This window comes from Pseudomonas sp. URMO17WK12:I6, assembly GCF_003253625.1.
In the GTDB taxonomy this organism is placed as follows: Bacteria; Pseudomonadota; Gammaproteobacteria; order Pseudomonadales; family Pseudomonadaceae; genus Aquipseudomonas.
The window spans coordinates 89,989-116,225 of record NZ_QKYZ01000010.1 but is presented as its reverse complement, the minus strand read 5'-3'; the positions used below and the strand labels follow the sequence as shown (position 1 = coordinate 116,225).

At 60.1% G+C, this 26,237-nt stretch carries 19 protein-coding genes and 1 tRNA gene; 4 read left to right on the top strand and 16 right to left on the bottom strand.

What is annotated here, in order from left to right; genetic code table 11:
• Positions 1 to 45: 45 nt before the first annotated feature.
• The 4 genes from F475_RS19035 to ptsP all read right to left on the bottom strand — a co-directional run bounded on the left by F475_RS19035 (position 46) and on the right by ptsP (position 7,309).
• A complete protein-coding gene (locus tag F475_RS19035; RefSeq protein WP_111454487.1) occupies positions 46 to 1,587 on the bottom strand; it encodes an alkaline phosphatase in 1,542 nt (513 codons plus the stop codon).
• Positions 1,588 to 1,749: 162 nt separating this feature from the next.
• On the bottom strand, positions 1,750 to 3,489 hold the full coding sequence (locus F475_RS19030) for a PTS fructose-like transporter subunit IIB (protein WP_064616146.1): 1,740 nt from the start codon (positions 3,487 to 3,489) through the stop codon (positions 1,750 to 1,752).
• 11 nt (positions 3,490 to 3,500) lie between these two features.
• A complete protein-coding gene (pfkB, locus tag F475_RS19025) occupies positions 3,501 to 4,442 on the bottom strand; it encodes a 1-phosphofructokinase (RefSeq protein WP_018929500.1) in 942 nt (313 codons plus the stop codon).
• On the bottom strand, positions 4,442 to 7,309 hold the full coding sequence (ptsP, locus tag F475_RS19020) for a phosphoenolpyruvate--protein phosphotransferase (RefSeq protein WP_019582441.1): 2,868 nt from the start codon (positions 7,307 to 7,309) through the stop codon (positions 4,442 to 4,444). The genes pfkB and ptsP overlap by 1 nt, the downstream gene beginning before the upstream one ends.
• A gap of 301 nt (positions 7,310 to 7,610) precedes the next feature.
• On the opposite strand from ptsP, the gene cra reads away from it, so the two are divergent.
• Positions 7,611 to 8,606 (top strand): catabolite repressor/activator, encoded by a 996-nt coding sequence (cra, locus tag F475_RS19015; protein ID WP_018929498.1) that lies wholly within the window; start codon positions 7,611 to 7,613, stop codon positions 8,604 to 8,606.
• Positions 8,607 to 8,609: 3 nt separating this feature from the next.
• Entirely contained in the window at positions 8,610 to 9,386 is a 777-nt protein-coding gene (locus F475_RS19010; protein WP_019651087.1) for a TatD family hydrolase, read from the top strand.
• 35 nt (positions 9,387 to 9,421) lie between these two features.
• Here the strand turns inward: F475_RS19010 and F475_RS31120 are convergent, their stop codons facing one another.
• The 4 genes from F475_RS31120 to F475_RS18990 all read right to left on the bottom strand — a co-directional run bounded on the left by F475_RS31120 (position 9,422) and on the right by F475_RS18990 (position 15,330).
• Positions 9,422 to 10,126, bottom strand: a complete 705-nt coding sequence (locus F475_RS31120; RefSeq protein WP_371924359.1) for a methyl-accepting chemotaxis protein — start codon at positions 10,124 to 10,126, stop codon at positions 9,422 to 9,424.
• Between the two features lie 1,523 nt (positions 10,127 to 11,649).
• On the bottom strand, positions 11,650 to 12,486 hold the full coding sequence (gene ampE, locus F475_RS19000; protein WP_064616142.1) for a regulatory signaling modulator protein AmpE: 837 nt from the start codon (positions 12,484 to 12,486) through the stop codon (positions 11,650 to 11,652).
• On the bottom strand, positions 12,483 to 13,058 hold the full coding sequence (gene ampD, locus F475_RS18995) for a 1,6-anhydro-N-acetylmuramyl-L-alanine amidase AmpD (RefSeq protein ID WP_028939912.1): 576 nt from the start codon (positions 13,056 to 13,058) through the stop codon (positions 12,483 to 12,485). The genes ampE and ampD overlap by 4 nt, the downstream gene beginning before the upstream one ends.
• Positions 13,059 to 13,122: 64 nt before the next feature.
• A complete protein-coding gene (locus F475_RS18990; RefSeq protein WP_111454485.1) occupies positions 13,123 to 15,330 on the bottom strand; it encodes a DUF1631 domain-containing protein in 2,208 nt (735 codons plus the stop codon).
• A 360-nt stretch (positions 15,331 to 15,690) separates the two neighbouring features.
• On the opposite strand from F475_RS18990, the gene nadC reads away from it, so the two are divergent.
• Positions 15,691 to 16,539, top strand: coding sequence for a carboxylating nicotinate-nucleotide diphosphorylase (gene nadC, locus F475_RS18985; RefSeq protein ID WP_019582448.1), 849 nt, complete (start codon positions 15,691 to 15,693; stop codon positions 16,537 to 16,539).
• Between the two features lie 51 nt (positions 16,540 to 16,590).
• Here the strand turns inward: nadC and F475_RS18980 are convergent, their stop codons facing one another.
• The gene (locus F475_RS18980) at positions 16,591 to 16,896 is read right to left on the bottom strand and encodes a DUF6388 family protein (RefSeq protein ID WP_018929491.1); all 306 of its coding nucleotides are present in this window, start codon (positions 16,894 to 16,896) and stop codon (positions 16,591 to 16,593) included.
• Between the two features lie 304 nt (positions 16,897 to 17,200).
• Between F475_RS18980 and F475_RS18975 the strand changes: the two genes are divergently transcribed.
• Positions 17,201 to 17,746, top strand: a complete 546-nt coding sequence (locus F475_RS18975) for a hypothetical protein (RefSeq protein WP_018929490.1) — start codon at positions 17,201 to 17,203, stop codon at positions 17,744 to 17,746.
• 10 nt (positions 17,747 to 17,756) lie between these two features.
• On the opposite strand, the gene F475_RS18970 is transcribed toward F475_RS18975, so the two are convergent.
• From F475_RS18970 to nusA, 7 genes are all read right to left on the bottom strand, one after another.
• A tRNA-Thr gene (locus tag F475_RS18970) sits at positions 17,757 to 17,832 on the bottom strand.
• Positions 17,833 to 17,994: 162 nt separating this feature from the next.
• Positions 17,995 to 20,100, bottom strand: a complete 2,106-nt coding sequence (gene pnp, locus F475_RS18965) for a polyribonucleotide nucleotidyltransferase (RefSeq protein ID WP_018929489.1) — start codon at positions 20,098 to 20,100, stop codon at positions 17,995 to 17,997.
• A gap of 197 nt (positions 20,101 to 20,297) precedes the next feature.
• A complete protein-coding gene (rpsO, locus tag F475_RS18960; protein ID WP_011332409.1) occupies positions 20,298 to 20,567 on the bottom strand; it encodes a 30S ribosomal protein S15 in 270 nt (89 codons plus the stop codon).
• A gap of 117 nt (positions 20,568 to 20,684) precedes the next feature.
• Positions 20,685 to 21,602 carry a tRNA pseudouridine(55) synthase TruB gene (gene truB / locus F475_RS18955; protein ID WP_007933551.1) on the bottom strand — a complete coding sequence of 306 codons (918 nt, stop codon included), beginning with the start codon at positions 21,600 to 21,602 and terminating at the stop codon, positions 20,685 to 20,687.
• 3 nt (positions 21,603 to 21,605) lie between these two features.
• The gene (rbfA, locus tag F475_RS18950; protein ID WP_007900467.1) at positions 21,606 to 22,007 is read right to left on the bottom strand and encodes a 30S ribosome-binding factor RbfA; all 402 of its coding nucleotides are present in this window, start codon (positions 22,005 to 22,007) and stop codon (positions 21,606 to 21,608) included.
• A 159-nt stretch (positions 22,008 to 22,166) separates the two neighbouring features.
• Positions 22,167 to 24,692, bottom strand: coding sequence for a translation initiation factor IF-2 (infB, locus tag F475_RS18945; RefSeq protein ID WP_086945987.1), 2,526 nt, complete (start codon positions 24,690 to 24,692; stop codon positions 22,167 to 22,169).
• A gap of 27 nt (positions 24,693 to 24,719) precedes the next feature.
• Positions 24,720 to 26,201, bottom strand: coding sequence for a transcription termination factor NusA (gene nusA / locus F475_RS18940; protein WP_007933547.1), 1,482 nt, complete (start codon positions 26,199 to 26,201; stop codon positions 24,720 to 24,722).
• Positions 26,202 to 26,237 lie beyond the last annotated feature (36 nt).

The following is a 26,237-nucleotide window of genomic DNA, read 5'->3' as shown; positions in this document are numbered from 1 at the left end:
TTGATGATTGTTCCCACGCAAAGCGTGGGAACAATCATGCTGCCCTCAAACCGGCTGCAACTTACGCTCGAACACCCCCACCCCATCCAGATCCCGCAGCACGACACTCAACTCCCCCGACTGCCCATCGATGTTCACCTCGCCAAAAAACTGAAACCCGGCAAACGGCGAGGTGTTCTGCGCCGCTGGCGCCTTCTGGAACACCACCTCGGGGCCGAAGGTTTTATCCAGCGCATTCGGCCCGAAGCTCCCCGCATTCAGCGGCCCCGCGACAAATTCCCAGAACGGCTCGAAGTTCTGGAACGCCGCGCGATCAGGATGGTAATGGTGCGCCGCGCAATAATGCACATCCGCCGTCAGCCAAACGAAATTGCGCACCTGCTGCGCTCGCAGAAAGCCCAGTAATTCAGCGATCTCCAGTTCACGGCCCTGAGCCGGGCCTGGATCACCGTTGGCCACCGCTTCCCAACGCGCCACACCGGGGCTGACTTCGCCGTCCGGGACGCCGAGGCCGATGGGCATGTCAGCGGCGATGACTTTCCATTGAGCCTGGGAGCCTTTCAATTCACGTTTGAGCCAGTCCAATTGTTCGCGACCGAGAAACGGCTTGGCGGCACCGAGGTTGTCGTCGTTGGCACCTCGGTAGCTGCGCATGTCGAGCACGAACACATCGAGCATCGGCCCGTAACTCAGCTTGCGATAAATCCGCCCGCCACCGTCGGCGCTCTGCAAACGCATCGGCGCATATTCCAGCCAGGCCTGCCGTGCGCGGCCCACCAGGCTGTGGATATCTTTGCTCTTGTAGCGATCATCCAGTTGCTTGCCCGGCGACCAGTTGTTCACCACTTCGTGGTCGTCCCATTGCCAGATCTGCGGCACTTCGGCGTTGAAACGACGGACGTTTTCGTCCATCAGGTTGTAGCGGTAATTGCCGCGATACTCGTCGAGGGTTTCGGCGACTTTGCTCTTGGCTTCGCTGGTGATGTTGCGCCACACCCGGCCGCTTTCGGTGGTCAGTTGCGCCGGCACCGGGCCGTCGGCGTAGATGGTGTCACCGCTGTGGATAAAAAAGTCCGGCAGGCGCAGACGCATGGCTTCGTAGATGCGCATACCGCCGATGTCCGGGTTGATGCCGAAGCCTTGGCCAACCGTGTCGCCACTCCAGACGAAGCGAATATTCCGCCGAGCGCTGGGCACACTGCGCAGATGGCCGAACCACGGTTCGCTGGCGACACCGCTCTGGGCGTCTTCGAACGTCACGCGGTAGAAAATTGCCTGATCGGCAGGCAGGCCGGTGAGCTCGACCCGAGCGGTGAAATCGGTGCCGGCATCGGCCAATGGCGAGACGAATCGACGAGGGTTGCTGAACAGGCTGCGCGTGTCCCATTCCACCACCATCCGCGCCGCGCGATCGCTACGGCTCCAGATCATCGCCCGGTCGCCCAACAGGTCGCCGGACTGCACACCATCGGTGAGTTGCGGTCGATCCTTGACCGATGCAATCACCGCCGGCGCCAGCCCGGGCAGCAACAGCCCGGCTCCGACAGCTTGTATGACACGACGGCGGCCGAGGTCGAATTCGCTCATGGTGCTCTCCCTGAAAAAGGAAAACTAAAGCATGGCCGCATGAATCAGGTATGACACAAAAAAGATCGCACCCTCCAGCAGCTCCAGGCTCGATGTACGCCGCCATATCGCGGTCGAACACTGTTCTGGCCGGGAGCTGCCAAAGGCTGCGATCTTTGGCTGTTAAGCGTTAGCCGGCTCCAGCGCCAGTTCCACTGTTTCCGGTCGCTTGAGCACCGAATACACCACCGCCGTCAGCAGACTCCCGGCCACGATCGCCAGCAGATACAACAGCGCATGGTTGATCGCATTCGGAATCAGCATCACAAACAATCCACCGTGCGGCGCCATGAGTTTGCAGCCGAAGTACATCGACAACGCGCCGGTCAGCGCACCGCCGGCGATGCTCGCCGGAATCACCCGCAGCGGGTCTTTGGCCGCGAACGGAATCGCCCCTTCGGAGATAAAGCACAGCCCCAGCACCAGCGCCGCTTTACCGGCCTCGCGTTCCGTCTGGGCGAACTTGCGCCGGGCAATCAACGTGGCGATGCCCAGGCCAATCGGCGGCACCATGCCGGCGGCCATGGTCGCGGCCATCGGTGCATAACTCTGCGATGCCAGCAGCCCCACCGAAAACGCGTAAGCCGCCTTGTTGATCGGCCCACCAAGGTCGACGCACATCATGCCGCCCAGCAGCACACCGAGCAGAATTGCGTTGGTGGTGCCCATGCTGTCGAGGAAATGGGTAAGCCCCGCAAGCATCCCGGCCACCGGTTTGCCAACCACGTAGATCATCACCAGACCGGTAAACAGGCTCGCCAGCAACGGAATGATCAGGATCGGCTTCAGCGCCTCAAGACTTTGCGGCAAGCGCGCATAACGGTTGATCGCCTGGGCCGCATAGCCGGCGATGAAACCAGCAATGATCCCGCCGATGAAACCGGCACCGAGCGTGCTCGCCAACAAACCACCGATCATCCCCGGCGCCAGGCCCGGACGGTCAGCGATCGAGTAGGCGATGTAACCCGCCAACAGCGGCACCATCAGTTTGAACGCGCTCTCGCCGCCGATCTGCATCAGCGCCGCCGCGAGCGTGCCTTGCTCCTTGAACGCGGTGATGCCGAACACGAAGGACAAGGCAATCATCAGACCGCCCGCCACCACCATCGGCAACATGTACGAGACACCGGTCAGCAGGTGTTTGTAGATACCGGTCTTCTCTTGCTTGGCCGGGCCTTTGGCGCCGGTCGCAGCGCTTTCCTGCTTGCCTTCGGCCAGGGCTTTGTTCAGCGTCGCTTCGGCCTGTTTCAGGGCGATGCCTGTGCCGCAGCGGTAGATTTTCTTGCCGGCAAAACGCTCGGTGGCAACTTCGATGTCTGCCGCCAGCAGCACCACATCAGCATCGGCAATCGCCTCTGCACTAAGCGGATTGCGTGCGCCGACCGAGCCCTGGGTTTCCACTTGCAGGTCGTAACCCAGACGCTTGGCCGCTTGCTGCAAGGCTTCGGCGGCCATGAAGGTGTGGGCGACACCGGTCGGGCACGCGGTGACGGCCACCAGGCGTGGCGCCTGTTTAGCAACCGCGGCAGGTTCAGCGGTGGCTGCGGGCGCGACGTAAACCTCGGCTTCCTCTACCCCACGGCGCAGCACCGCTTCGACATCTTGCAGGGCCTGGGCCGGGGTGCTCTGGAACACCCGTTTGCCGATAAACCGCGACATATCCACCGGCGCGCTGGTGACCAGCAACACCCACTCGGCGGCCTCGATGATCGCCGCCGACAATTGACGTTCCGGATGGGCTGCATCCACGACTTCGACACTGGTGCTCCAGCCCTGACGCTGGGCCGCTGCATCGAGCAGACGAGCACACAGCACACTGGTGACCATGCCGTTCGGGCAGGCCGTAACAATGGCTAATTTCATTGCAAACCCTCTTATTGTTCTGTCAGGGGGCGCACGCGCACGCCCTGTTCGAGCTGCGCCAGTTGCGCGGCGTCGCCGATGCCAAAACCGATCTGAGTCACGGCCATGGCGGCAATCGCGGTGGCGGTACGCAAGGTCTGTTCAGGCGTATCGGCACTGAGCAAGCCGTGCAACATGCCCGCCAGCAACGAATCCCCCGCACCGACGGTGCTGACCACACTGACCTTGGGCGGCGTGGCGTGCATCGCCGAGCCGACACTGAACCAGTTCACCCCGTCGGCACCGTGGGAAATCACCACGTGCTCGATGCCATGAGCGTGCAAACGGCTCGCGGCCTCGGCTTGGGCGCCCACGGAAACCACTTCGCAATCCAGTGCTTCAGCCAGCTCTTCAGTGTTGGGCTTGATCAGCCACGGGCCAGCCGACAGGCCGGCGCGCAGGGCTTCACCGCTGGTGTCGAGCGCAACGTTCAAGCCGCGTTTTTTCAAGCGCAGGATCAACTCCCGCAACCATTGAGCACTCACGCCACGGGGCAAACTGCCGGCCACCACGACCGCGTCATGCCCTGGTGCAATCTGGTCGAGCCGATCGAGCAAAGCCTGCTGCGCCGCTTCACTGACCCGCGGCCCCGGGCCGTTGATGTCGGTGATGCGCCCATCGTTTTCCGCCAACTTGATATTGCTGCGGGTCTCACCAGGGACGCGGATAAACGCGTCGGTGAAGCCGCGTTTGGCGAACAGGGTTTCGAACGCCTGAAGGTTATCTTCCCCGAGAAACCCGCTGACAGTCAGCTGATGCCCGAGGTCGGCCAGCACCTGCGCCACGTTCACCCCTTTGCCGGCGGCGTGGGTGTGCATTTCGTCGCTGCGATTGACCTGACCGGGCACAAGCATCGGCAATTGAACGGTAAGGTCCAGCGCCGGGTTGAGGGTCAGGGTTAAGATCTTGGCCATTACAGCGCCTCCACTAATGCGCGGACTTCGTTCGCGCTGCCCACGGCCAGGGCCTGTTGGGCAAGGGTTTGAGTCTGGGTCAGGCTGAGTTCGCGAATGCGCGCCTTGACCTCGGCAATGCTGCGGCCCGACACGCTCAACTCATCCACACCCAGGCCCACCAGCACCGGCACCGCCAGCGGATCGGCCGCCAGTTCACCGCACACGCCGACCCACTTGCCATGAGCATGAGCCGCACGCACGGTGATGTCGATCAGTTGCAGCACCGCCGGGTGCAAGCCGTCAGCCTGGGCCGACAAAGTCGGGTGACCACGGTCGATGGCCAGGGTGTACTGGGTCAGGTCGTTGGTGCCGACGCTGAAGAAGTCCACTTCCTTGGCCAATACCGGCGCCAGCAAGGCAGCCGACGGCACTTCGATCATGATCCCCAGTTGCAGATCGGCGACCGGGATTTCCAGACGCAGACGTTCGGTCATGTCCCGAGCCTGGCGCCACTCATCGACGCTGCCCACCATCGGGAACATGATCCGCAAGGGACGGTTATCCGCCGCACGCAGCAAGGCGCGCAATTGCGCTTCCATGACCTGCGGACGTTGCAGGGTCAGGCGAATGCCACGCACGCCGAGGAACGGATTTTCTTCTTTGGCGATCGGCCAGTACGGCAGCGGTTTGTCGCCACCGACATCGAGGGTGCGCACCACCAGCGGCCGCCCGGCAAGGCCATCGAGTACACGACGGTATTCGACTTCCTGGGTGGCCTCGTCCGGTGCTTGTGAATGAGCCATGAAAATCAGTTCGGTGCGCAACAGGCCAATGCCTTCGGCGCCCTGCTCCACCGCACTGGTGACGCCAGCGCTTTCACCGATATTGGCGAACACTTCCACGGGGTGGCCGTCGGTGGTCAGCGCCGGTTGATGGCGTTGTTCGGCGGCAGCTTTCAGACGCAGTTCGCGGGTGTCGCGCTCTTCGGTGGCGCGCTGTAAGGTCGCGGCATCGGCGTCCACGTGCAGGCGGCCGCGTTGGCCATCGATCAACAGCGGCGTGCCCGGTTTCAGCAGCAACACGGCGGCGCCGGCGCCCACCAGTGCCGGAATACCCAGGGCCCGGGCGACAATCGCACTGTGGGCCGTGGCACCACCGCGAGCGGTGAGAATGCCGGCGACGCGCGTCGGATCAAGACGCGCCACATCCGACGGGCCGACTTCGTCCATCACCAGAATGTACGGTTGCGCAGGCTCCGCAGGCGTTTCGACGCCACACAAATGCGCCAGCACCCGACGGCCAATGTCGCGCAAGTCGGCGGCACGTTCGGCGAGCAACGCGTCCTGCAGCGCTTCCTGTTGTTTGGCGGCGGCTTCGATCACCGTCATCCACGCCGCTTCGGCGCTTTCACCTTGCTTGAGGCGGGTTTCGACTTCGTCGGTCAATTCCGGGTCGTCGAGCATTTCCTGATGGGTGATGAAAATCTCGCGAATCGCTTTGGCCTTGCTGCGCTCGATCAGGCCTTCGATGTCACGACGCACATCGGCCAGCGCTTGCTTGAGACGCTCGCGCTCGATGGCCGCGGACTCACCGCGCAGCGGGTAATCGATGACTTGCAGCACTTGAATATGCGCCGGGCCGATGGCGATCCCCGGTGCCGCGGCAATCGCCTGAATCAGGCTGCCGGACGCTGGCGCGAGCAGTGTTTCGGCGACCTCCACCTCCACGAGCACTTCGCGCTGCTGGCTTACCACGGGCAGCGGCTCGACTTCTTCACCGAGGCCTTCTTCGATGGCCGCCAGCAAGGCCGGCAAGGCGTCGGCGGCGATGACCGGTTCGGCGATGAGCTCCAGCACCTGACCGCGACGGGCGCCAAGGCTGAGCAGTTTGCTCAAACTCTTCACCGACACCGCGCTGTCGTGGCCATCGACGATGCGTATACGGATCTCGCCTTCAAAACTTTTCGCCAGTTGCGCGAGGATCTTCGCCGGGCGCGCATGCAAACCGTGGGCGTTGGCCAGGGCAATGCGTGCGCTCGGCCAGTCCGCCGGCACTTCACCGCCAAGGACTTCCAGCACCGCGCGGCTACTGGTGGCACGGCCCAATTCATGGCCGCGACCTTCAATCAGCAACGCGCAAAGACGTTCGAGCAGCGCCTGATGGGCTTCACCGAGGCTGGCCAGGCAGAACAGCCCGCTCAGTGGCTGACCGAGGTAGCGGATGGGTTTGTCCGGGGTAACGAACGCCAGGCCCGGACGCTTCACTGTTTGCTCGCTGTGCAGCCACCACAGGCCATCGCCCAGCGGCAACGCTTCGACCTGCTGCAAGACGCCAGCAAAACCGTTGCTCACGCAATCGGCCTGACGCAGCAAACGGGCACCGCGCCAAACCAGCTCTTCGAAGTCATCGGCGGACACACCGAGGCCGATCATCTGTGCGTCCAGTGCCAGCTCTTGTGGCGCGCCTTGCAGCAATTTCAGCAAGGCCTCGGCGGAACTGGCGCGGCGCAGGGCCTGGCCCAGATCGGTTTCACCGAGGGCACGGGTCAGCAGTTGCAGCAGGCGCAGGTGTTCATCGGATTTGGCGGCGATACCGATGGCCAGATAAACGATCTGGCCATTGCCCCAGTCCACGCCGTCAGGAAACTGCATCAGCCGCACGCCGGTGGCGAATACCTGATCGCGGGTTTCGGGAGTGCCATGGGGGATGGCAATACCTTGGCCGAGAAAGGTCGAGCCCTGGGCTTCCCGGGCCTGCAAGCCTGCGAGGTAACCGTCGGCCACCAGGCCATCGGTCACGAGTCGGTCAGCGAGCAATTGCAAGGCGGTGGCTTTATCCACAGCCGACTGGCCCATGGATATCTGCTCTATGGTGAGCTCGAGCATGCTTTCTCCTTTTTGGCGCCGTGTGACGCCAGGTATTGTTTTGATTGATTCAGCTTAGGCGTTTTGAGAACACCTTTTCAGACGCAGTTTTGGCGGTTTCGCGGCAGAACCGGCCAAAGCGACCTATAACGTAGAAAATACGCCTGCTGAAACGTTTAATCTAGAATCTTAGGCACGTTACTCGATAATGTCTCATCCTTGAAGTCCAATTATCGGATGTGCTGCGACAATGGTCGCCTGCCTCAATCGGGTAGGATTGGCGAAAATGTCAGGGCACGCTCTAAAAACAAGGAATACCGGGTTGAAACTCAGTGATATTGCACAATTGGCCGGTGTCTCCGTGACCACCGCCAGTTACGTCATCAATGGCAAGGCCGAACAGCAACGCATCAGCAGCGCCACTGTCGAGCGCGTGCGGGCAGTGGTCGAACAACATGGCTTCACGCCCAACCCGCAGGCCGCCGGGCTGCGCAGTCGGCACACCCGCACCCTGGGCTTCATTCTGCCGGACCTGGAAAACCCCAGTTACGCGCGAATCGCCAAACTGCTGGAACAAGGCGCCCGGGCGCGCGGCTATCAGCTGCTGATCGCCAGCTCCGACGATGCGCCGGACAGCGAACGGCAATTGCTGCAACTGTTCCGCGCCCGCCGCTGCGATGCGCTGATCGTCGCCAGTTGCCTGCCGGCCGGTGACGACAGTTATCGCCAGTTGCAGGCCAAAGGCATTCCGATCATCGCCATCGACCGGGTGATGGAGCCCGAGCATTTCTGCTCGGTGATCAGCGATGATCGCGAAGCCAGCCTGCACCTGACCCGCAGCCTGCTGACCCCGCTGCCAAAACAGATCGCGCTGCTCGGTGCACGCCCCGAATTGAGTATCAGCCAGGAGCGGGCAGCGGGCTTCAAGGAAGCGCTGAACGGTTTCAAAGGCGAGGCGCTGATCGAGCACGGCGAGTCGTTCAGCCGTGAGTGCGGCAAACAACTGATGGAAGAATTGATCCAACGCCTGGGCCATTTGCCGGATGCGCTGGTGACCACCTCCTACGTGCTGCTTCAGGGCGTGTTCGATGCCTTGCACGATTTCCCGCTGAAAAGCCGCCCGCTGCGCCTGGGCACCTTTGGTGATACGCAGTTGCTGGACTTCCTGCCGCTGCCGGTCAACGCCATGGCCCAGCAGCATCAACTGATCGCCGACAAAGCCCTGGAACTGGCAGTGACCGCCATCGAACAGGCCGATTACCAGCCCGGCGTGCAGGCCATCGCGCGGACGTTCAAGCAGCGTATTCTTCAGGACTGAACCGTGGAACTGATCGACACCCACACTCACCTGGACTTTCCGGACTTCGACCCGGATCGTCAGGCGCTGCTGGCCGAGAGCCGCGCCCTCGGCGTGCGGCGGATGGTGGTGCTGGGGGTGTATCAGGCCAATTGGCAGCGGGTCTGGGAGCTGGTGCAAAGCGATCCCGATCTGCACGCGGCGTTTGGTTTGCACCCGGTGTATCTGGATGACCATCGCCCTGAAGATTTGACCGAACTCGGTGACTGGCTGACGCGGTTAGCGGGCCATCGCCAGCTATGCGCGGTGGGCGAGATCGGTCTGGATTACTTCATCGAAACTCTGGATCGTGAACGTCAGCAAACGCTGTTCGACGCCCAACTGCAACTGGCGGCGGACTTCAATCTTCCAGCATTGATTCATGTGCGACGCAGCCACGCAGCGGTGATCGCCACACTCAAACGGTTTCGCTTGAAACGGGCGGGGATCATTCATGCCTTCGCCGGCAGCCAGGAAGAGGCTCGCGAATACATCAAGCTCGGTTTCAAACTCGGCCTCGGCGGCGCCGCGACCTGGCCACAAGCCTTGCGCATGCACCGGGTGATTGCCGGTTTGCCCCTTGAATCGGTGGTACTGGAAACCGACTCACCGGACATGGCCCCCGCCATGTTCCCCGGCCAACGCAACAGCCCGGCCCATTTGCCGGCGATCTGTGAGGCACTGGCCACCCTCATGACGATCAGCCCCGAACAACTGGCCGCTGCCAGCACGGCCAACGCCTGTGAGCTGTTCAACTGGTAATCCGTTGATTCCCACATTTGATCTGCTTCGTGGCATCAAACCCGGAACGCACTGATCAACTGCTTGAGCTCCACCACCTGCGCCGACAGCGCTCGGCTCGCATTCTCGGTCTGGTGCGCGCCTTCGGCGGTGCGCTCGCCGGCGCGGTTGATCTCGACGATGTTCTGGTCGATGTCGTGAGCCACAGCGGTCTGCTGCTCTACCGCAGCGGCAATCTGCTGGTTCTGGTCGACGATCATGCCGACGGCGCCGAGGATGTTTTCCAGCGCCTGCTGGACCTTTTCCGACTGCCCGACCGTGCCGCTAGCCATCTGATGGCTGGTGCCCATTGCCTTGACCGCCGCACCGACACCGCTGTGCAACTTGGCGATCATCTGCTCGATTTCTTCGGTCGATTGCTGGGTGCGCTTGGCCAGGGTCCGCACCTCATCCGCCACCACCGCAAAACCCCGGCCCTGCTCGCCCGCGCGGGCGGCTTCAATGGCGGCGTTGAGGGCCAGCAGGTTGGTCTGTTCGGCAATGCTTTTGATCACCTCCAGCACACGACTGATGGACTGACTGTCGCTGGCCAGTTGATTGATCACCCGCACCGACTGATCGATTTCGCTGGCCAGTGCAGCGATGCTGCCCTGCTGGGACTCCACCAATCCGCGACCGCTGACGGTCTCGTCATTGACGCTGTGGGCACTGCTGACGGCCGCAGAGGCACTGCGCGCCACCTCCTGGGAAGTGGCCGACATCTGGTTCATCGCGGTGGCGACCTGTTCGATCTGCGTACGCTGCCCCGCTACCGCCTGGTTGCTCTGGGCGGACACGCTTTCGACCTGCCCGGCCTGGCGCTCGACCTCGCTGACGGTCTGCCCCACTCGCTCGATCAGGTCATGGATTTTCTTCACGGTACCGGTGAACACCTCACCCAACTCGCCCAGCTCGTCGCGGCTGTTGGCGCTGAAGGTCACGGTCATGTCACCGGCCGCCACCTTGTCCATCACTGCGCCCAGACGCTTGAGGGTGGTGCGAGTCGAAGCGTAGAACCCACCATAGAGGTAAAAAATCAACACAAACACCAGCGCCAGCGCCACCGCCTGCAACACCATGTGGGTACGGTGCTGCTCCAGCCGCTGCTGCAACTGGGTGCCGAGAAACTTCAGGGTGGCTTCGTTGAGTTGATAGGTCTGGTCCATCAGGCCCGTGACCTGATCGAAAAAGGCCTGCCACGGCGCATCGAGGGTGTCGGCCATCACCACCTGTTCTTCGAACAGTTCACTGGCCTTTTTCAGGGAGGCCTTGCTGCTTTCTGCCTGAGCCGCCAGGGTTTCGTGCGCGGCTTTACTGGAGCCCAGAGCGTCCTTCAACTTCAGGCCGTATTCGGCCTGAAGTTTCTCGATCTGCGCCAGCAACTCATCGAATCGGGTACTCGAGGCCGAATTGAGAAAACCCTGCCCCAGCGAGTAAGACCCCATCGCCCGGCCCTCGCCGAGTGTCTGGGTGACGGCCGGCGTGACGTTGGTAATGAGTTCGCTCAGCTGACGCATGTCGCTCTGGCTGTCGCGGCTCAGGCCGGCCTGACTGGCGATGATCTGGCTGAAAATCTGCGCGCTGCCGAGCAACTTGCCGATCAGCGCACTTTTGCTTTGCAGGGAGTTTTCCGCTTGCTGGGCCTTGAACGCGGCGATCATTTCATCGCGTTTGCCATCGAAAAACGTGATTTGCTCCGGGTCAGTAGTCATCGCCGCCAACCCCTGCAAACGGCTCAGGACGCTTTGCTCCAGGGCACTGATCGTCGATTCGACATGATTGGCCTTGCCGGACTGGCCCAGGGTGACGTTGATCTGTACCAGGTTGTTCAGGGTCTCCAGGTCCCGACGCAGGCTCAGGCCGCTGCCCAACAGGTCGAGGCTCTGCAACTCGATCCGGGTGCCCTGGAATTCGCGATAGGAGTCGCGCACCAGATAGAAGTTGGTCACCAGCATCGGTACGAGGAACAGCACGCTGATCAGGCTGAACTTCATGCCGAAGCTCAGGCGGTTCATCAGCGCGACGGCGGGATAGAGCAAGCTCTTCACTGTGAAGTCTCCCTTTGATTTCTTATTTTTATTGGCAGGCGCGCAGAGACAGCAGATAGCCACTATTGGCGCTGCCTCTGTATAGCCTAAATCGGAGGGAGGTTTTGTAACTTAAGGTTAACGACAGGTCGCCGTTGTTGGAGCGGATGAGCCCCTGTGGCGAGCCCCCTCGCCACAAAAGCGTCCGTAGATTGGAGTCAGGACAAAACAGTCCACAACGCAAAACCGGCATACCAAAGCACTGCCGCACGCAGCAGCAGTTCCCAGATCCGGTCCAGGCTGTTGATGCCGTCCGGGCCGACCACCGGCGCCGGAATTTCACCGGCAACCAGTCCGACCTTCTCGATCAGTTGGGCGGCGCTGATGTTCCAGTTCAGCAGCTCATGCAGCATCACCCGGCTGACCGCGACAAAGTTGCCGACCAGCGCGAAGCTCGCCGCCAGCAACCGCACCGGCACCCAATCGAACGCGTGGCGCAGTTGTGTCGCGCGCTCGACCACGGCCGGGTTCTGCCCATGCTCTTCGGCCAGCGCCAGCAGCCGATAGCTCAGGGCCGCAACCGGGCCCAGCAGGAAGTACCAGAAGATCACCGCGAAAAAGCTCTGATAGGCCTCCCACAACAAATGCCCCTGCACCCGTTCCAGCAGTTGCTCGCCACTGTCGGCGCAGATATCCAGGTCGCGTTTGGCCACATGGGCGGCAGCCTGCAGGTCTTCCCGGCGCCAGGCATCGCGAAACGGCCCCAGGCCGGCCAGCAGATCGCCACGCCCCAGACTGTAAATCACCACCAACAGGTGCACGGGCAACGCCAGCAAGCCATAGGCCACCGGGTCCAGCACCACCAACAGCAACCCCAGCAGCGCCACCGGCAACAACACCAGCACCACCAGTATCAGCCACGGACGGTTGCTCATGCGTGGGCTCACTTCAAGCTTGTTCAGCTCGCGCACCCAACCCGCATCACGTTGAACCCGATGGCGCAGGGCCGAGAATTTCTCGATCCAGACCGCTAACAGCAGCACCAGAAAACTCATTGTTGCTCCTCTTCTTCCTGAGCGGCTTTTGCCAGGGCCGCACGATAGCGCGCCCAGTCAAACGCCGGTCCCGGATCAGTCTTGCGCCCGGGTGCAATGTCGCTATGCCCACAGATACGTTGCGCGGTGATGCCCGTGAAGGCGCTTTGCAGCTGTCGGGTCAGAGTCGTCAACGCCTGATACTGCGCATCGGTAAACGGTAGATCATCCGTGCCTTCAAGCTCGATGCCCACGGAAAAATCGTTACAGGTTTCCCGTCCCTCGAAACACGAAACGCCGGCGTGCCAGGCGCGCTCAAGACAAGAGACAAACTGAGTGACGGTGCCGTCACGTTCAATCAGAAAGTGCGCAGACACCCGCAGGTCGGCGATCCCTGCAAAGTAGGGATGTTCCGTGACATCCAGACGATTCTGGAAAAATTCCTGCACCTTGCCGGTCAGAAACTGCGCGGGCGGCAGACTGATGTTGTGGATCACCAGCAGGGAAATCTCGCCCTCGGGGCGCGCATTGAAGTTGGGCGAAGGGCATAAACGCACACCCTGACACCAACCACTCGCGGGGTCCAACTGCATACAGGCTCCTTCAACGACGACTGTGTTGGCGCCCAGTATGCCGCGATAGACCCTCGGCGCGCGATCACTTGCCGCGATTGAGACGCCGCAGGTTGCCCAGCACCGATTCCAGCGCCCGATCGAACAGCAAGGTGTCGTCCAGCGTGCGCACCGCGCCACGCCGAAACTCCAGGGCCAGGCCGGTACGGTTGTGCTCCAGCACTTTCATTCCGGTACGGTCGACAAAGATGTACTTGCCGGTGGATTCAATGATTGCCGTCAATTTACAACGCAGGGTGTTTTCCTCGTCTTCCTGAAACTCGACCCAGCACCCCGGGCGCAGTTGATCGACTTGCAGTAGCGCGGCATCACCCTCCGGCAAACGCACCGAGGCCGTTTCGACCGGGCCTTCGTCAGCAGTGCGAAGCACGATTTCCTCCTGCACTTCGACCATTATCGGCCCCTCGACAGGCGTGCTGTTCTGGCTCGGACGTTCAAACAGTTGAACGTGCAGGGCTTCCAGCTCGCTGAAAAACTCGCTGGTAGCGAACGGGTCGAATGCCGAGCTGTTCAGCCCATCGCGCAATGACTTGAGCAACCCTGGCACCAGCGCCAACAAGCGCAGGCTCGCATCGGGTTCGTCATGGCGCTGCACGCTCCAGATCAACTGCTCCATGGTCTGCACATCGGCGTGCCATTCGGCGGACTGATCACCGTGCTTGAGGCCGGTCAGCAACAGCACTTTGCTCCAGGCCTCCTGAACAAACACCACCACGCTGTGCGGCAAAACCTTGCCCACCAACACCTGATTCAACGCCTGCTCGACGCGCTGACGGGCCAGTTCGGTCCTGGCGCGGCCTTCTTCGGCGTCTCGGGTGCGCTGCTCCAGCAATTCACTGCGACGACGCTCGTCATGGGTGAAGGCGAGGAAATCCGCCAGCAGTTCGGAAAAGATCGCCGGGTCATCGACAAAGTCGTTCAACAAGCGCTGCACCACCTGCTCAATGCGCAGGTACAGACTGTCGCGCTGATGGTCATCGCACTCGCCCCAGCCCATGGCCGCCGCGGCGATTTCGTTGAGCAAGCGCCGGGCGGGATGGCTGCTGCGGCTGAAAAAACTCTTGTCGAGCACCGCGACTTTCAGCATCGGAATCTGCAAGCGGCCAATCAGCGCCTTGAGGGAGTCCGGCAGGTTGCGGTCATCGAGAATGCATTCGAAGAGCATGGCGATCAGGTTGATCACGTCTTCATCAGCCACCCCGACCACCCGCGACCTGCCACTTTTGACGCTGACCCGGGTCAGCAGCAGTTCGAGCTGGTTACGCAGGTCGAAGTCGTCCTGAACCGCCAGCGCCGGCACATATTGCTGCAAGTGCGAGAGCAGTCGCAGCAGGTCGCGGGTGGAAATGGGCTGGGTCTGGGCACTGACCTCCAGGGTCGGCGCAACGCTGCCGCGCACATGGAGCAGCAACTCCTGCAAGGCGGCGAAAACTTCCTGCACCCCCTCGTCAATCTGTGGATTGCTGCTGCGACTCCCTGCCTCGACAGGGTCGGCGTGAGCACTGGCAGCCGCTCGATCAGTGGCACGCCGCGCCGGGGCGGGCTTGAGGTCCGGCAGCACACCGGTGGCGATCAGCAATTGATTGGCTTCGGCGTAGAGCTGATCGGCGTTGCTGAGCACATAGCGCTCAAACAGCTTGAGGATGATCAGCTTGACCTTGATCTCCATCCCCAGGTTGCGACCCGCCTGCAGGAAATACTCGCAGAGCAGCGTCGGCCCCAGAGGGTTGTGCTGTTCGACCAGTTTCTTGCCCAACAGGGTGCTCAGTCGGGCGGTGAGTTGGTCGAGGGCGAAGCCATCGCGGTTCAGCACTTTGCCGACCATGATCTCCACCGCCACATTACGCTCCATGTCGTCATGGGATAGCGACGCCGAGGTATCGAAAGCCAATGCCCGGGGCAAGGCAGCCTGTGAGGTGTCGCACTGCGTGAGTCTGAGGAAAGCCTCGAGGAACTGCTCGAGAAAACCGCGCTCGATACTTTTGCGCTTGAGGCGCAAATCGCGCATGGCTTCGAAGAAAATGTTTTGCTCGACATCGTTTCGGGCCCGGTCGGCCATTTCGAACAAGGTGTCGTCGGCGTTATCGAACAGCTCCTGCAAACCCTGCTTGAGCTGTTGGGCAGCTTTGTCGCGAACCTGAAGCAGAATCACAGGCAGGCGGGCGAGCAGCGAATGAGTCGCCTGATCGGTAGTCGCCTTGTGCAAAGGCACTACATTCCCGTCGTTGTGCATCCAAGCCTCCTGAAACGGTGATTCTTCGGTTCGGTAAGAAAGATCGAGCACGCCGGCCACACAGCCGGCGTTCAGCGGAGAACATTGCACACCCGCTGTCATTCAATAATCGGGAATCCAAAGGTACGTCAAAGCTATGACGTCAAATGCAAGGCAGAATTATCTGCAAAAGACCTCTCTTGTGCCAGCAGACTCTGCGCTCCCAAAGAAACAGACGTTTATGAAAGACCCTTGCTTAGAGTCAATTGCTCACGCGAATCGACCAAATGCAGGCTTGCGAACGACGGGATGGTTGTTGATGCCTTGGGTTGCCTCGCGCCATGGCCCTATAATCGGGCCACTTTGTTTGTGGAGCCCGTTATGCCGAATCTACGTCTCGCCGATTTGACCGCCGAAATCGAAGCCAACGTGCGCCGTGCGTTGCTCGAGGACATCGGCAGCGGCGACATCACCGCGCAACTGATCCCGGCCGAACGTCTGGCCAAAGCCACCATCATCACCCGCGACGCGGCCGTCATCAGCGGCACTGCATGGGTCGATGCCGTGTTTCGGCAGCTGGATCCGCGGGTCGCCGTGCACTGGCAGGTGAGCGATGGCGAGCGGGTGAAACCCAATCAGGCGCTGTTCCACCTCGAAGGCCCGGCACGCTCGCTGCTCACCGGCGAACGCAGCGCGCTGAACTTCCTGCAGCTGCTTTCGGGCGTGGCCACGCGCGCGCAGTACCTGGCGGATTTCGTCGCCCAGACCCAAGTGAAGTTGCTCGATACCCGCAAAACCCTGCCGGGGCTGCGTCTGGCCCAGAAATACGCCGTGACCTGCGGCGGTTGCTACAACCACCGCATCGGCCTGTATGACGCCTTCCTGATCAAGGAAAACCATATCGCCGCCTGCGGTGGCATCCCTGAGGCTATTGCTGCCGCGCACAAGATCGCTCCGGGCAAACCGGTGGAGATCGAAGTGGAGAACCTGACGGAGCTCAAAGAAGCCCTGGCGGCGGGGGCCGACATCATCATGCTCGATGAACTGAGCCTGGATGACATGCGTGAAGCCGTGCGCCTGAATGCCGGCAAGGCAAAACTGGAGGCCAGTGGCGGCATCAACGAAAGTACGTTGCTGCCGATTGCGCAAACCGGGGTGGATTACATTTCGATTGGTGCGATGACCAAGGATGTGAAGGCGGTGGATCTGTCGATGCGACTGAGCCTCTGAGTTCTTCGCATAAAGAAAAACGCCAGCCCCGATGAGGCTGGCGTTTTTGTATCAGACCACCAGATTGTTCATCTCGCAGTACTCTTCCCACTCGACACCCAATACCTCGGCCGCTTCCTTGTGCAGCGCCAGGCGCGCAGCCTCGAACTCTTCCGGGGTTGAGGTGTACTTGAGCGTCAGCTCCCACGGCTGCAAGCCCTGGGCTTCTGCCTCATCCTCGAACGCCCACTGGATCTGGTCCTTCTGATCGTCGGCAGGCAAGTCCTTGATCTCTTCCAGTAACTGGGGTGCATCCAGTACGTACTTTTTCAGGGCTTCTTCGTGTCTGGCTTCTTGGGTCAATTCTTTAACGGTCATGGCGTTCTCGCTGATCTGGGGAATGGAAGATGGATCTGGATCATCAAGGATCTCTCTGACGCAAAAAAACCGTTTGAAGCCCGGTTTGTCTGGCCTTCAGAACCATTCGGGATCATCTGAAAACTGCTGGGCGATGCTCATGCAGGCAACGAATATAGGACGTTTTGCCGACGATTTACACGGCTCTTTACATCTATCCCGCAAAAAGCTGTGTGCAAGAGATGCTGGAGACCTCGGGGAACATAAATTCAAATCCCAAGTCATAGCGATGTGCCATATCGGCACTTCACAAGGAACCCCAGTGATGCGCAGTTTTTCGAAGCTTTCGTCTACCCGTCTTGCCGCTGCTACCCTGCTGCTCGGCAGCCTGACATTGGCCAGTGCAGCTCAAGCGGCTGTCGAAGTCGCCTCTGACCCTTCGCTGTACTCCGACAAAATCTCTGCCCTCCACAATTCATACGGCAAGGACACGCTCGTCAGAACCAGTGTCAGCATCGATGATCTGGAAAACCTGCAAAAAACCGTGAAGGCCAATGCCAGCGATCTCGAAAGCCAGAAGCGCACTATCAGCGAACAGGCCCGTCAGATCGAAGAACTCAAACGCAACAGTGGTTCCAGCACCAGCTCCAGCAGCAAGGAGATTGATGATCTCAAGCGCACGGTCAATGAACAGGAACGCGACCTGAACACTCTCACCAAACAAGTGGAAGAGCTCAAGCGCAACAGCGGTTCCAGCTCCAGCTCGAACAACAGCGAGATCTCCAGTCTTAAACGGGAAATCAGCGATCAGGATCGCGCGATGGATCAGCTCAAGCGCACCGTCGAGGAGCTGAGCAGAAAGGTGAAGTAAGCGGGGAAAATGGTGCCCGAGACAGGAATCGAACCTGCGACCTTCGCGTTACGAGTGCGCTGCTCTACCGGCTGAGCTACACGGGCTGTGGGCTAAACCTAGCACCGGTCTCGAGGTCCGGCAACTTGTGGCGAGGGAGCAAGCTCCCCCGCCACACCAAATTCCACGCTCAGCTTTTTCCTGCACACAGCAAAACGCCCCGAACCAGTCGGGGCGTTTTGCTGTTCAACGGTCAGGCGCGGGGGTAATTAAACGCCCGAAGCCTTGGCCGCTGCTACGTCTTTGATGGACAGCTTGATACGGCCGCGGTTGTCCACGTCCAGTACCAGAACTTCCACTTCCTGGCCTTCTTTCAGGATGTCGGTCACTTTCTCAACGCGAGCGTCGCTCAGCATCGAGATGTGAACCAGACCGTCCTTGCCCGGCAGGATGTTGACGAATGCGCCGAAGTCGACGATGCGCTCAACCTTACCGACGTAGATCTTGCCGATTTCAGCTTCAGCGGTGATGCCCAGAACGCGCTGGCGTGCAGCTTCAGCCGCTTCCTTGGTTTCGCCGAAGATCTTGATCGAGCCGTCGTCTTCGATGTCGATCGAAGCCTTGGTCTCTTCACAGATCGCACGAATGGTCGCGCCGCCTTTACCGATGACATCACGGATTTTGTCGGTGTCGATTTTCATCGCGATCATGGTCGGAGCGTTTTCCGACAGTTCGGTACGCGACTGGCCAATGATCTGGTTCATCTGACCGAGGATATTCAGGCGCGCTTCCAGGGCTTGGCCCAGAGCGATTTCCATGATTTCTTCGGTGATGCCCTTGATCTTGATGTCCATCTGCAGCGCGGTAACACCTTTGGCGGTACCGGCTACTTTGAAGTCCATGTCGCCCAGGTGGTCTTCGTCACCCAGGATGTCAGTCAGGACGGCGAATTTCTCGCCTTCTTTAACCAGACCCATGGCGATACCGGCAACCGGTGCCTTCATCGGTACACCAGCGTCCATCAGAGCCAGGGAAGCGCCGCAGACCGAAGCCATGGAGCTCGAACCGTTGGACTCGGTGATTTCCGACACGACACGGATGGTGTACGGGAACACGTCGGCAGCAGGCAGCATGGCCTGAACCGAACGACGAGCCAGACGGCCGTGACCGATTTCACGACGACCAGCGCCACCCATGCGACCACACTCGCCCACCGAGAACGGAGGGAAGTTGTAGTGCAGCATGAACGGGTCTTTTTTCTCGCCTTCCAGGGTGTCCAGCAGCTGTGCGTCACGGGCGGTGCCCAGTGTCGCGACGACCAGAGCCTGGGTTTCGCCACGGGTGAACAGTGCCGAACCGTGGGTCTTCGGCAGAACACCCACTTCGATGTTCAGCGGACGTACGGTGCGGGTGTCGCGGCCGTCGATACGTGGCTTGCCGTTAACGATGTTTTCGCGAACGGTGCGGTATTCGATTTCGCCGAAAGCAGCTTTGACGTCAGCAGCGGAAGGCTGGCCTTCTTCACCGGACAGCTTGGCAACCACTTGGTCTTTCAGTTCGCCCAGACGAGCGTAACGGTCGGCCTTGATGGTGATGGTGTAAGCCTGGGAGATCGCTTCGCCGAACTCGGCACGGATAGCACCCAGCAGAGCAGTGGCTTCTGGCTGAGGAGCCCAGGCCCAGGTCGGCTTGGCAGCTTCAGCGGCCAGTTCTTTAACGGCGTTGATCACCACCTGGAACTCGTCGTGAGCAAACAGTACCGCGCCCAGCATCTGGTCTTCGGTCAGCTCTTTGGCTTCCGATTCAACCATCAACACGGCTTCCGAAGTACCGGCAACGACCATGTCCAGGCTCGAAGCTTTCAGTTGTTCGTAAGTCGGGTTCAGCAGGTAACCGGTGCTTTCGTGGAATGCAACGCGGGCAGCGCCGATCGGGCCATCGAAAGGAATGCCGGAGATAGCCAGCGCAGCCGAGGTACCGATCATCGCTGCGATGTCCGGATCGGTCTTCTTGCTGGTGGAAACGACGGTGCAGACAACCTGCACTTCGTTCATGAAACCTTCAGGGAACAGCGGACGGATCGGACGGTCGATCAGTCGGGAAGTCAGGGTTTCTTTCTCGGAAGGACGGCCTTCACGCTTGAAGAAACCGCCAGGGATCTTACCGGCGGCGTAAGTCTTTTCCTGGTAGTGAACAGACAGAGGGAAGAAGCCCTTGCCTGGATCGGCTTGTTTGGCACCGACTACGGTCACCAATACGCTGACGTCGTCGTCAACGGTGACCAATACTGCGCCGGAGGCCTGACGGGCGATACGGCCAGTCTCGAGGGTAACGGTCGACTGACCGAACTGGAATTTTTTGATTACCGGGTTCACGGTGTCCTACCTTCTTTGTGGCTCTTGGGGGAACTGGTTTCTTGCGAAATTCTTGGGCAACGCCGGGAATCGGCCCGACTGTCATTGTCCAGGGTAAAACTATTGTCCAGATAAAACTTGAGGCTGGGAGCCTGCCATGTACCTGCGGGAAACCCGCTGGCACACAGCAAACAACCAACCTCTAGCGCAATCGCTTATTAGCGACGCAGACCCAGGCGAGCGATCAGAGCGCTGTAACGGCTCACGTCCTTGCCTTTCAGGTAGTCCAGCAGCTTACGACGCTGGTTAACCATGCGGATCAGACCACGACGGGAGTGGTGATCTTTACCGTTGGCCTTGAAGTGACCTTGCAGTTTGTTGATGTTGGCGGTCAGCAGTGCAACTTGCACCTCTGGCGAACCAGTGTCACCAACAGCTTGCTGGTAGTCAGCTACGATTTGAGCTTTTTCTTGAACGTCGAGAGCCATGAGGCAATCCTTTTATCAGGAAACCGTTTCAGAAAAACAGTTTCAACAGGCCAGGGACAAATCCCTGTATCTAAAAATGAGTAGTGACCGTGCCTGTTAACAGCCACCCTCGTTCGGTCATTCTGACCGAATCAGTCGACGTGGCGCGATGCGCCCGTCTTCGCTCACTTCACCGATACCGATGAAGCGACCATTGTGATCCTGTACCCGTACCATGCCAAATTTCGGTGCATCCGGGGCACGTACCGGCTGGCCGTTGAGCCAGTAGAACGCGCTCGCTTCCGAGAACTGCAACAGTGGCCAATCCAGCAGGCCGCTGTCCGATGGCATCAGGAAGCGGTCGACCGCTTCGTTGCCGCCTTCGGCATGTACCGCTTCCAGCTCTTCCAGAGTGACGGTCTGTGCAAGCGTGAAAGGCCCGGCCTGGGTACGTCGCAATTCAGCCACGTAAGCGCCACAACCGAGTTGCTCACCGATATCCTCCACCAGGGTACGGATATAGGTGCCTTTGCTGCAATCCACCGCAAGCCGCGCAGTATCACCCTCAAAGGCCAGTAATTCCAAGCGCGCAATAGTAACAGAACGCGGTTCGCGCTCCACTACTTCACCTGCACGGGCCAGCTTGTACAGCGGCTGCCCATCGCGCTTGAGTGCCGAGTACATCGGCGGTATCTGACTGATTTGCCCACGAAATTTCGGCAACACAGCTTCGATATCGGCACGACCAACGGTCACCGGACGTTCCAGCAAAACCTCACCTTCGGCATCCGCCGTGGTGGTGGTCTTGCCCAGTTGCGCCAGGGTTTCATAACCTTTGTCGGAATCGAGCAGGTATTGCGAGAACTTGGTGGCCTCGCCGAAGCACAACGGCAACACGCCAGTGGCCAGCGGATCGAGACTGCCGGTGTGCCCGGCCTTCTCGGCATTGAGCAACCAGCGGACCTTCTGCAACGCCGCGTTGGAAGTGAACCCCAACGGCTTGTCGAGCAGGATGATACCGCTGACGTTACGACGGATACGTTTGACCTGAGCCACCGATTACTCCTTGGCGTCTTCGGGTTCAGCCGCTACCGGGTGCTGATTGTCTTCAGCCACCGCGCGTTCGATCAGGGCCGACAGGTGCGCACCACGCACGACACTTTCGTCGTAATGGAAGTGCAACTGTGGAACGCTGCGCAATTTCATCTCGCGAGCCAACTGCATGCGCAGGAAACCGGCGGCGGAGTTGAGCACCTTGATGCTTTGCGCGATATCGTCGCGGCTGTCCTGCCCCATCACGGTGATGAAGATCTTGGCGTGACCGACATCACGGCTGACTTCAACAGCGGTAATGGTGACCAGCCCGACGCGCGGGTCTTTGACTTCACGACGGATCAGCTGTGCCAGCTCACGCTGCATCTGATCGCCGATACGTTGGGTACGGCTATATTCTTTTGCCATGTCTTGTTACCTGTTACTGCCCCACGGTGAAACCCGAAGGGTCTGAAAGCGGCAAACGCCCGGCCTGACAAAAGCCAGACCGGGCGTTGCGTTTAGAGTCCGACTGATGCGCCGCGCAATTGCATGCGGCTGGCCATCACGGCTCTTGAAGTGCGCGAGTTAGAGGCTGCGAGCAACCTGAACCTTCTCGAAGACTTCGATCTTGTCACCGACTTTGACGTCGTTGTAGCTCTTCACGCCGATACCGCATTCCATGCCGGCACGTACTTCGGAAGCGTCATCCTTGAAGCGGCGCAGGGATTCCAGCTCGCCTTCGAAGATAACGATGTCTTCACGCAGTACACGGATTGGGCGGTTACGGTGAACAACACCTTCGATAACCATGCAACCGGCGATCGCGCCAAACTTCGGCGAACGGAACACGTCACGCACTTCAGCGGTACCCAGGATGTTCTCGCGAACATCGCTGCCCAGCATACCGGTAAGGGCTTTCTTGACGTCTTCGATGATGTCGTAGATCACGTTGTAGTAACGCATATCCAGACCTTCCTGCTCGACGATCTTGCGAGCGCCGGCATCGGCACGCACGTTGAAGCCGAACAGTACAGCGTTGGAGGCCAGTGCCAGGTTGGCGTCGGATTCGGTGATACCACCGACACCGCCACCGACCACACGCACTTGCACTTCGTCGTTACCCAGGCCATTCAAGGCACCGTTCAACGCTTCCAGCGAACCACGGACGTCGGATTTGAGGACGATGTTGAGCGTCTTCTTCTCTTCCTGACCCATGTTCTCGAAGATGTTTTCAAGCTTGCCGGCGTGAGCACGGGCCAGTTTGACTTCGCGGAACTTGCCTTGACGGAACAGAGCCACTTCACGGGCTTTCTTCTCGTCAGCAACTACGCTCATCTCGTCGCCAGCGTCCGGAGTACCGTCCAGGCCGAGGATCTCGACAGGGATGGAAGGACCGGCTTCCTTGATTGGCTTGCCGTTCTCGTCGAGCATGGCGCGAACGCGGCCATAGTTCGAACCGACCAGCACCATGTCGCCCTGGCGCAGGGTACCGTCTTGAACCAGAACGGTTGCAACCGGGCCACGACCTTTGTCGAGACGCGATTCAACCACAACACCACGACCAGGGGCCGATGGGGTTGCTTTCAGTTCGAGAACTTCAGCTTGCAGCAGAACAGCTTCGAGCAACTCGTCCACGCCGGTACCGACTTTCGCCGAAACCGATACGAACGGGGTGTCGCCGCCCCACTCTTCCGAAGTCACGCCGTGAACCGACAATTCGCTACGGATGCGATCGAGATCGGCGCCCGGCTTGTCGATTTTGTTCACTGCAACAACCAGAGGTACGCCAGCCGCCTGAGCGTGCTGAACAGCTTCAACGGTCTGCGGCATTACGCCGTCGTCCGCTGCAACCACCAGGATCACGATGTCGGTCGCCTTGGCACCACGGGCACGCATGGCGGTAAACGCGGCGTGACCAGGGGTGTCGAGGAAGGTGACCATGCCGCGTTCGGTTTCAACGTGGTACGCACCGATGTGCTGGGTGATACCACCGGCTTCGCCAGCAGCTACCTTGGCACGACGGATGTAGTCGAGCAGCGAGGTCTTACCGTGGTCAACGTGACCCATTACGGTCACAACCGGTGCACGGGAGAACGTCTCACCTTCAAACTTCAGGGACTCGGCCAGGGAATCTTCCAGGGCGGTGTCGCTGACCAGGGTCACTTTGTGGCCCAGCTCTTCGGCAACCAGTTGGGCAGTTTCCTGATCCAGTACCTGGTTGATGGTCGCTGGGGTACCCAGTTTGAACATGAACTTGATGATTTCAGCAGCCTTGACCGACATCTGCTGGGCGAGATCGCCAACAGTGATGGTCTCGCCGATCTTCACTTCGCGCACAACAGGGCCGGTTGGGCTCTGGAAACCGTGGGCGTTGCGTTTCTTCAGCTTGGCCTTGCCGCGACCACCGCGACGGAAGCCATCGCTTTCTTCGTCGGTAGTACGTGGGGCAACACGTGGAGCAGGCGCTTTTTCCTTGACCGAAGCACGATGCGGAGCGTTTTTGCGCTCGCCATCACCACTGCCACGACGATTGCTATCGTCGGCACGTGGTTTGTCCGGACGACGCTGCTCGTCGCGCTTGCGAGTGTCGGCTGCCGGTGCAGGTGCAGCGGCCACGACCGGGGCGCTCTCACGCACAGGTTCGGCAACTGCAACAGGCGCTGCGACAGCTTCGACAGGAGCGGTTTGCGCAGCAGCAGGCTGGCGACGCGCTTCTTCTTCGGCGCGACGCTTGGCTTCTTCTTCAGCCTTCTGACGTGCAGCATTTTCTACTGCGCGACGTTCTTCCAGTTCGCGTTTGCGCTCGGCTTCGATTTCTTCCGGGCTGCGCTGCACGAAGACTTTCTTCTTGCGTACTTCAACGCTGATGCTTTTGCTGCCAGCAACACGCAGGGTGCTGGTGGTTTTACGCTGCAGCGTGATCTTGCGTGGTTCTTCCACTTTCGCCTTGTGGCTGCTTTTCAAGTGAGTCAGCAAAGATTGCTTCTCACTGTCAGTCACATGTTCTTCGGCGGCGGTGTGCGGCAGACCTGCCTCACGCATCTGCTGCAACAGGCGCTCTACCGGTGTTTTGACCTCATCGGCCAGTTGTTTCACCGTGACTTGCGTCATGCACTTCTCTCCTCAGGCCGCGCCTAATTACTCGAACCAGTGGGCTCGGGCGGCCATGATCAACTTGCCGGCACGATCATCGTCAATGCCGTCGATGTCGAGCAGGTCGTCAATAGACTGCTCGGCCAGGTCTTCGCGGGTAATTACGCCGCGCACCGCCAGTTCCATCGCCAAATCCTTGTCCATGCCCTCAAGCGAGAGCAGGTCTTCGGCCGGATGGGCGTCTGCCAGCTTTTCCTCAGTAGCGATGGCTTTAGTCAACAAACGATCCTTGGCGCGAGCGCGAAGCTCGTTGACGGTTTCTTCGTCAAAGCCGTCGATGTTGAGCATTTCTTCCAACGGTACGTAGGCAATCTCTTCCAGGCTGGTGAAACCTTCATCTACCAGCACCTGTGCCAGGTCTTCGTCGACTTCCAGCTCGTCGATAAAGTTGCGCAGGATGTCGCCGGTTTCTGCTTGTTGCTTAGCCTGGATGTCCGATTCGGTCATCACGTTCAGGGTCCAGCCAGTCAACTGGCTAGCCAGACGCACGTTCTGACCACCGCGACCGATGGCCTGAGCCAGATTGTCTGCGCCAACGGCGATGTCCATTGCATGGGCATCTTCGTCAACGATAATTGCCGCCACTTCAGCCGGCGACATTGCATTGATCACGAACTGAGCAGGGTTATCGTCCCACAGGACGATGTCCACACGCTCACCGCCCAACTCGCCGGACACTGCCTGGACGCGCGAACCGCGCATACCGATGCAAGCGCCTTGCGGATCGATGCGTTTGTCTTTGGAGCGGACCGCGATCTTGGCACGCGAACCCGGGTCACGGGATGCAGCCATTACTTCGATCAGGCCTTCAGCGATTTCCGGCACTTCGATGCGGAACAACTCGATCAGCATTTCCGGCGCGGTACGCGACAGGATCAGCTGCGGGCCGCGGTTCTCGGTGCGGATTTCCTTGAGCAGCGCACGCAGACGCACGCCAACCCGGAAGGTTTCGCGAGAGATGATGTCTTCACGGGCCAGCAACGCTTCTGCGTTATTGCCCAGGTCGACGATCACATTGTCGCGGGTGACTTTCTTCACGGTGCCGGAGATGATTTCCCCCAAACGCTCGCGATAGGCATCAACGACTTGAGCACGCTCGGCTTCGCGAACTTTCTGCACGATGACTTGCTTGGCAGTCTGTGCAGCAATGCGGCCGAACTCGATGGATTCGATTTTTTCTTCGACAACGTCACCGACCTTGGCGCCAGGATGCGTTTGCGCAACCTTGCTCGGCCAGGTTTCGATAGCCGGATCGTCCAGGTCTGCTTCTTCGACGACCGTCCAGCGACGGAATGTCTCATAAGCACCGGTGTGGCGATTGATTTCCACACGCAGATCGACTTCGTCCTCGAAACGCTTTTTGGTAGCAGTGGCCAGAGCCAGCTCCAGCGCTTCAAAAATTACGTTTGCCGGTACGCCCTTTTCATTGGATACCGACTCAACAACCAGCAGTACTTCTTTGCTCATCGTACGCCTCGCCTTTCGCAAGCCATTGGATCCGCG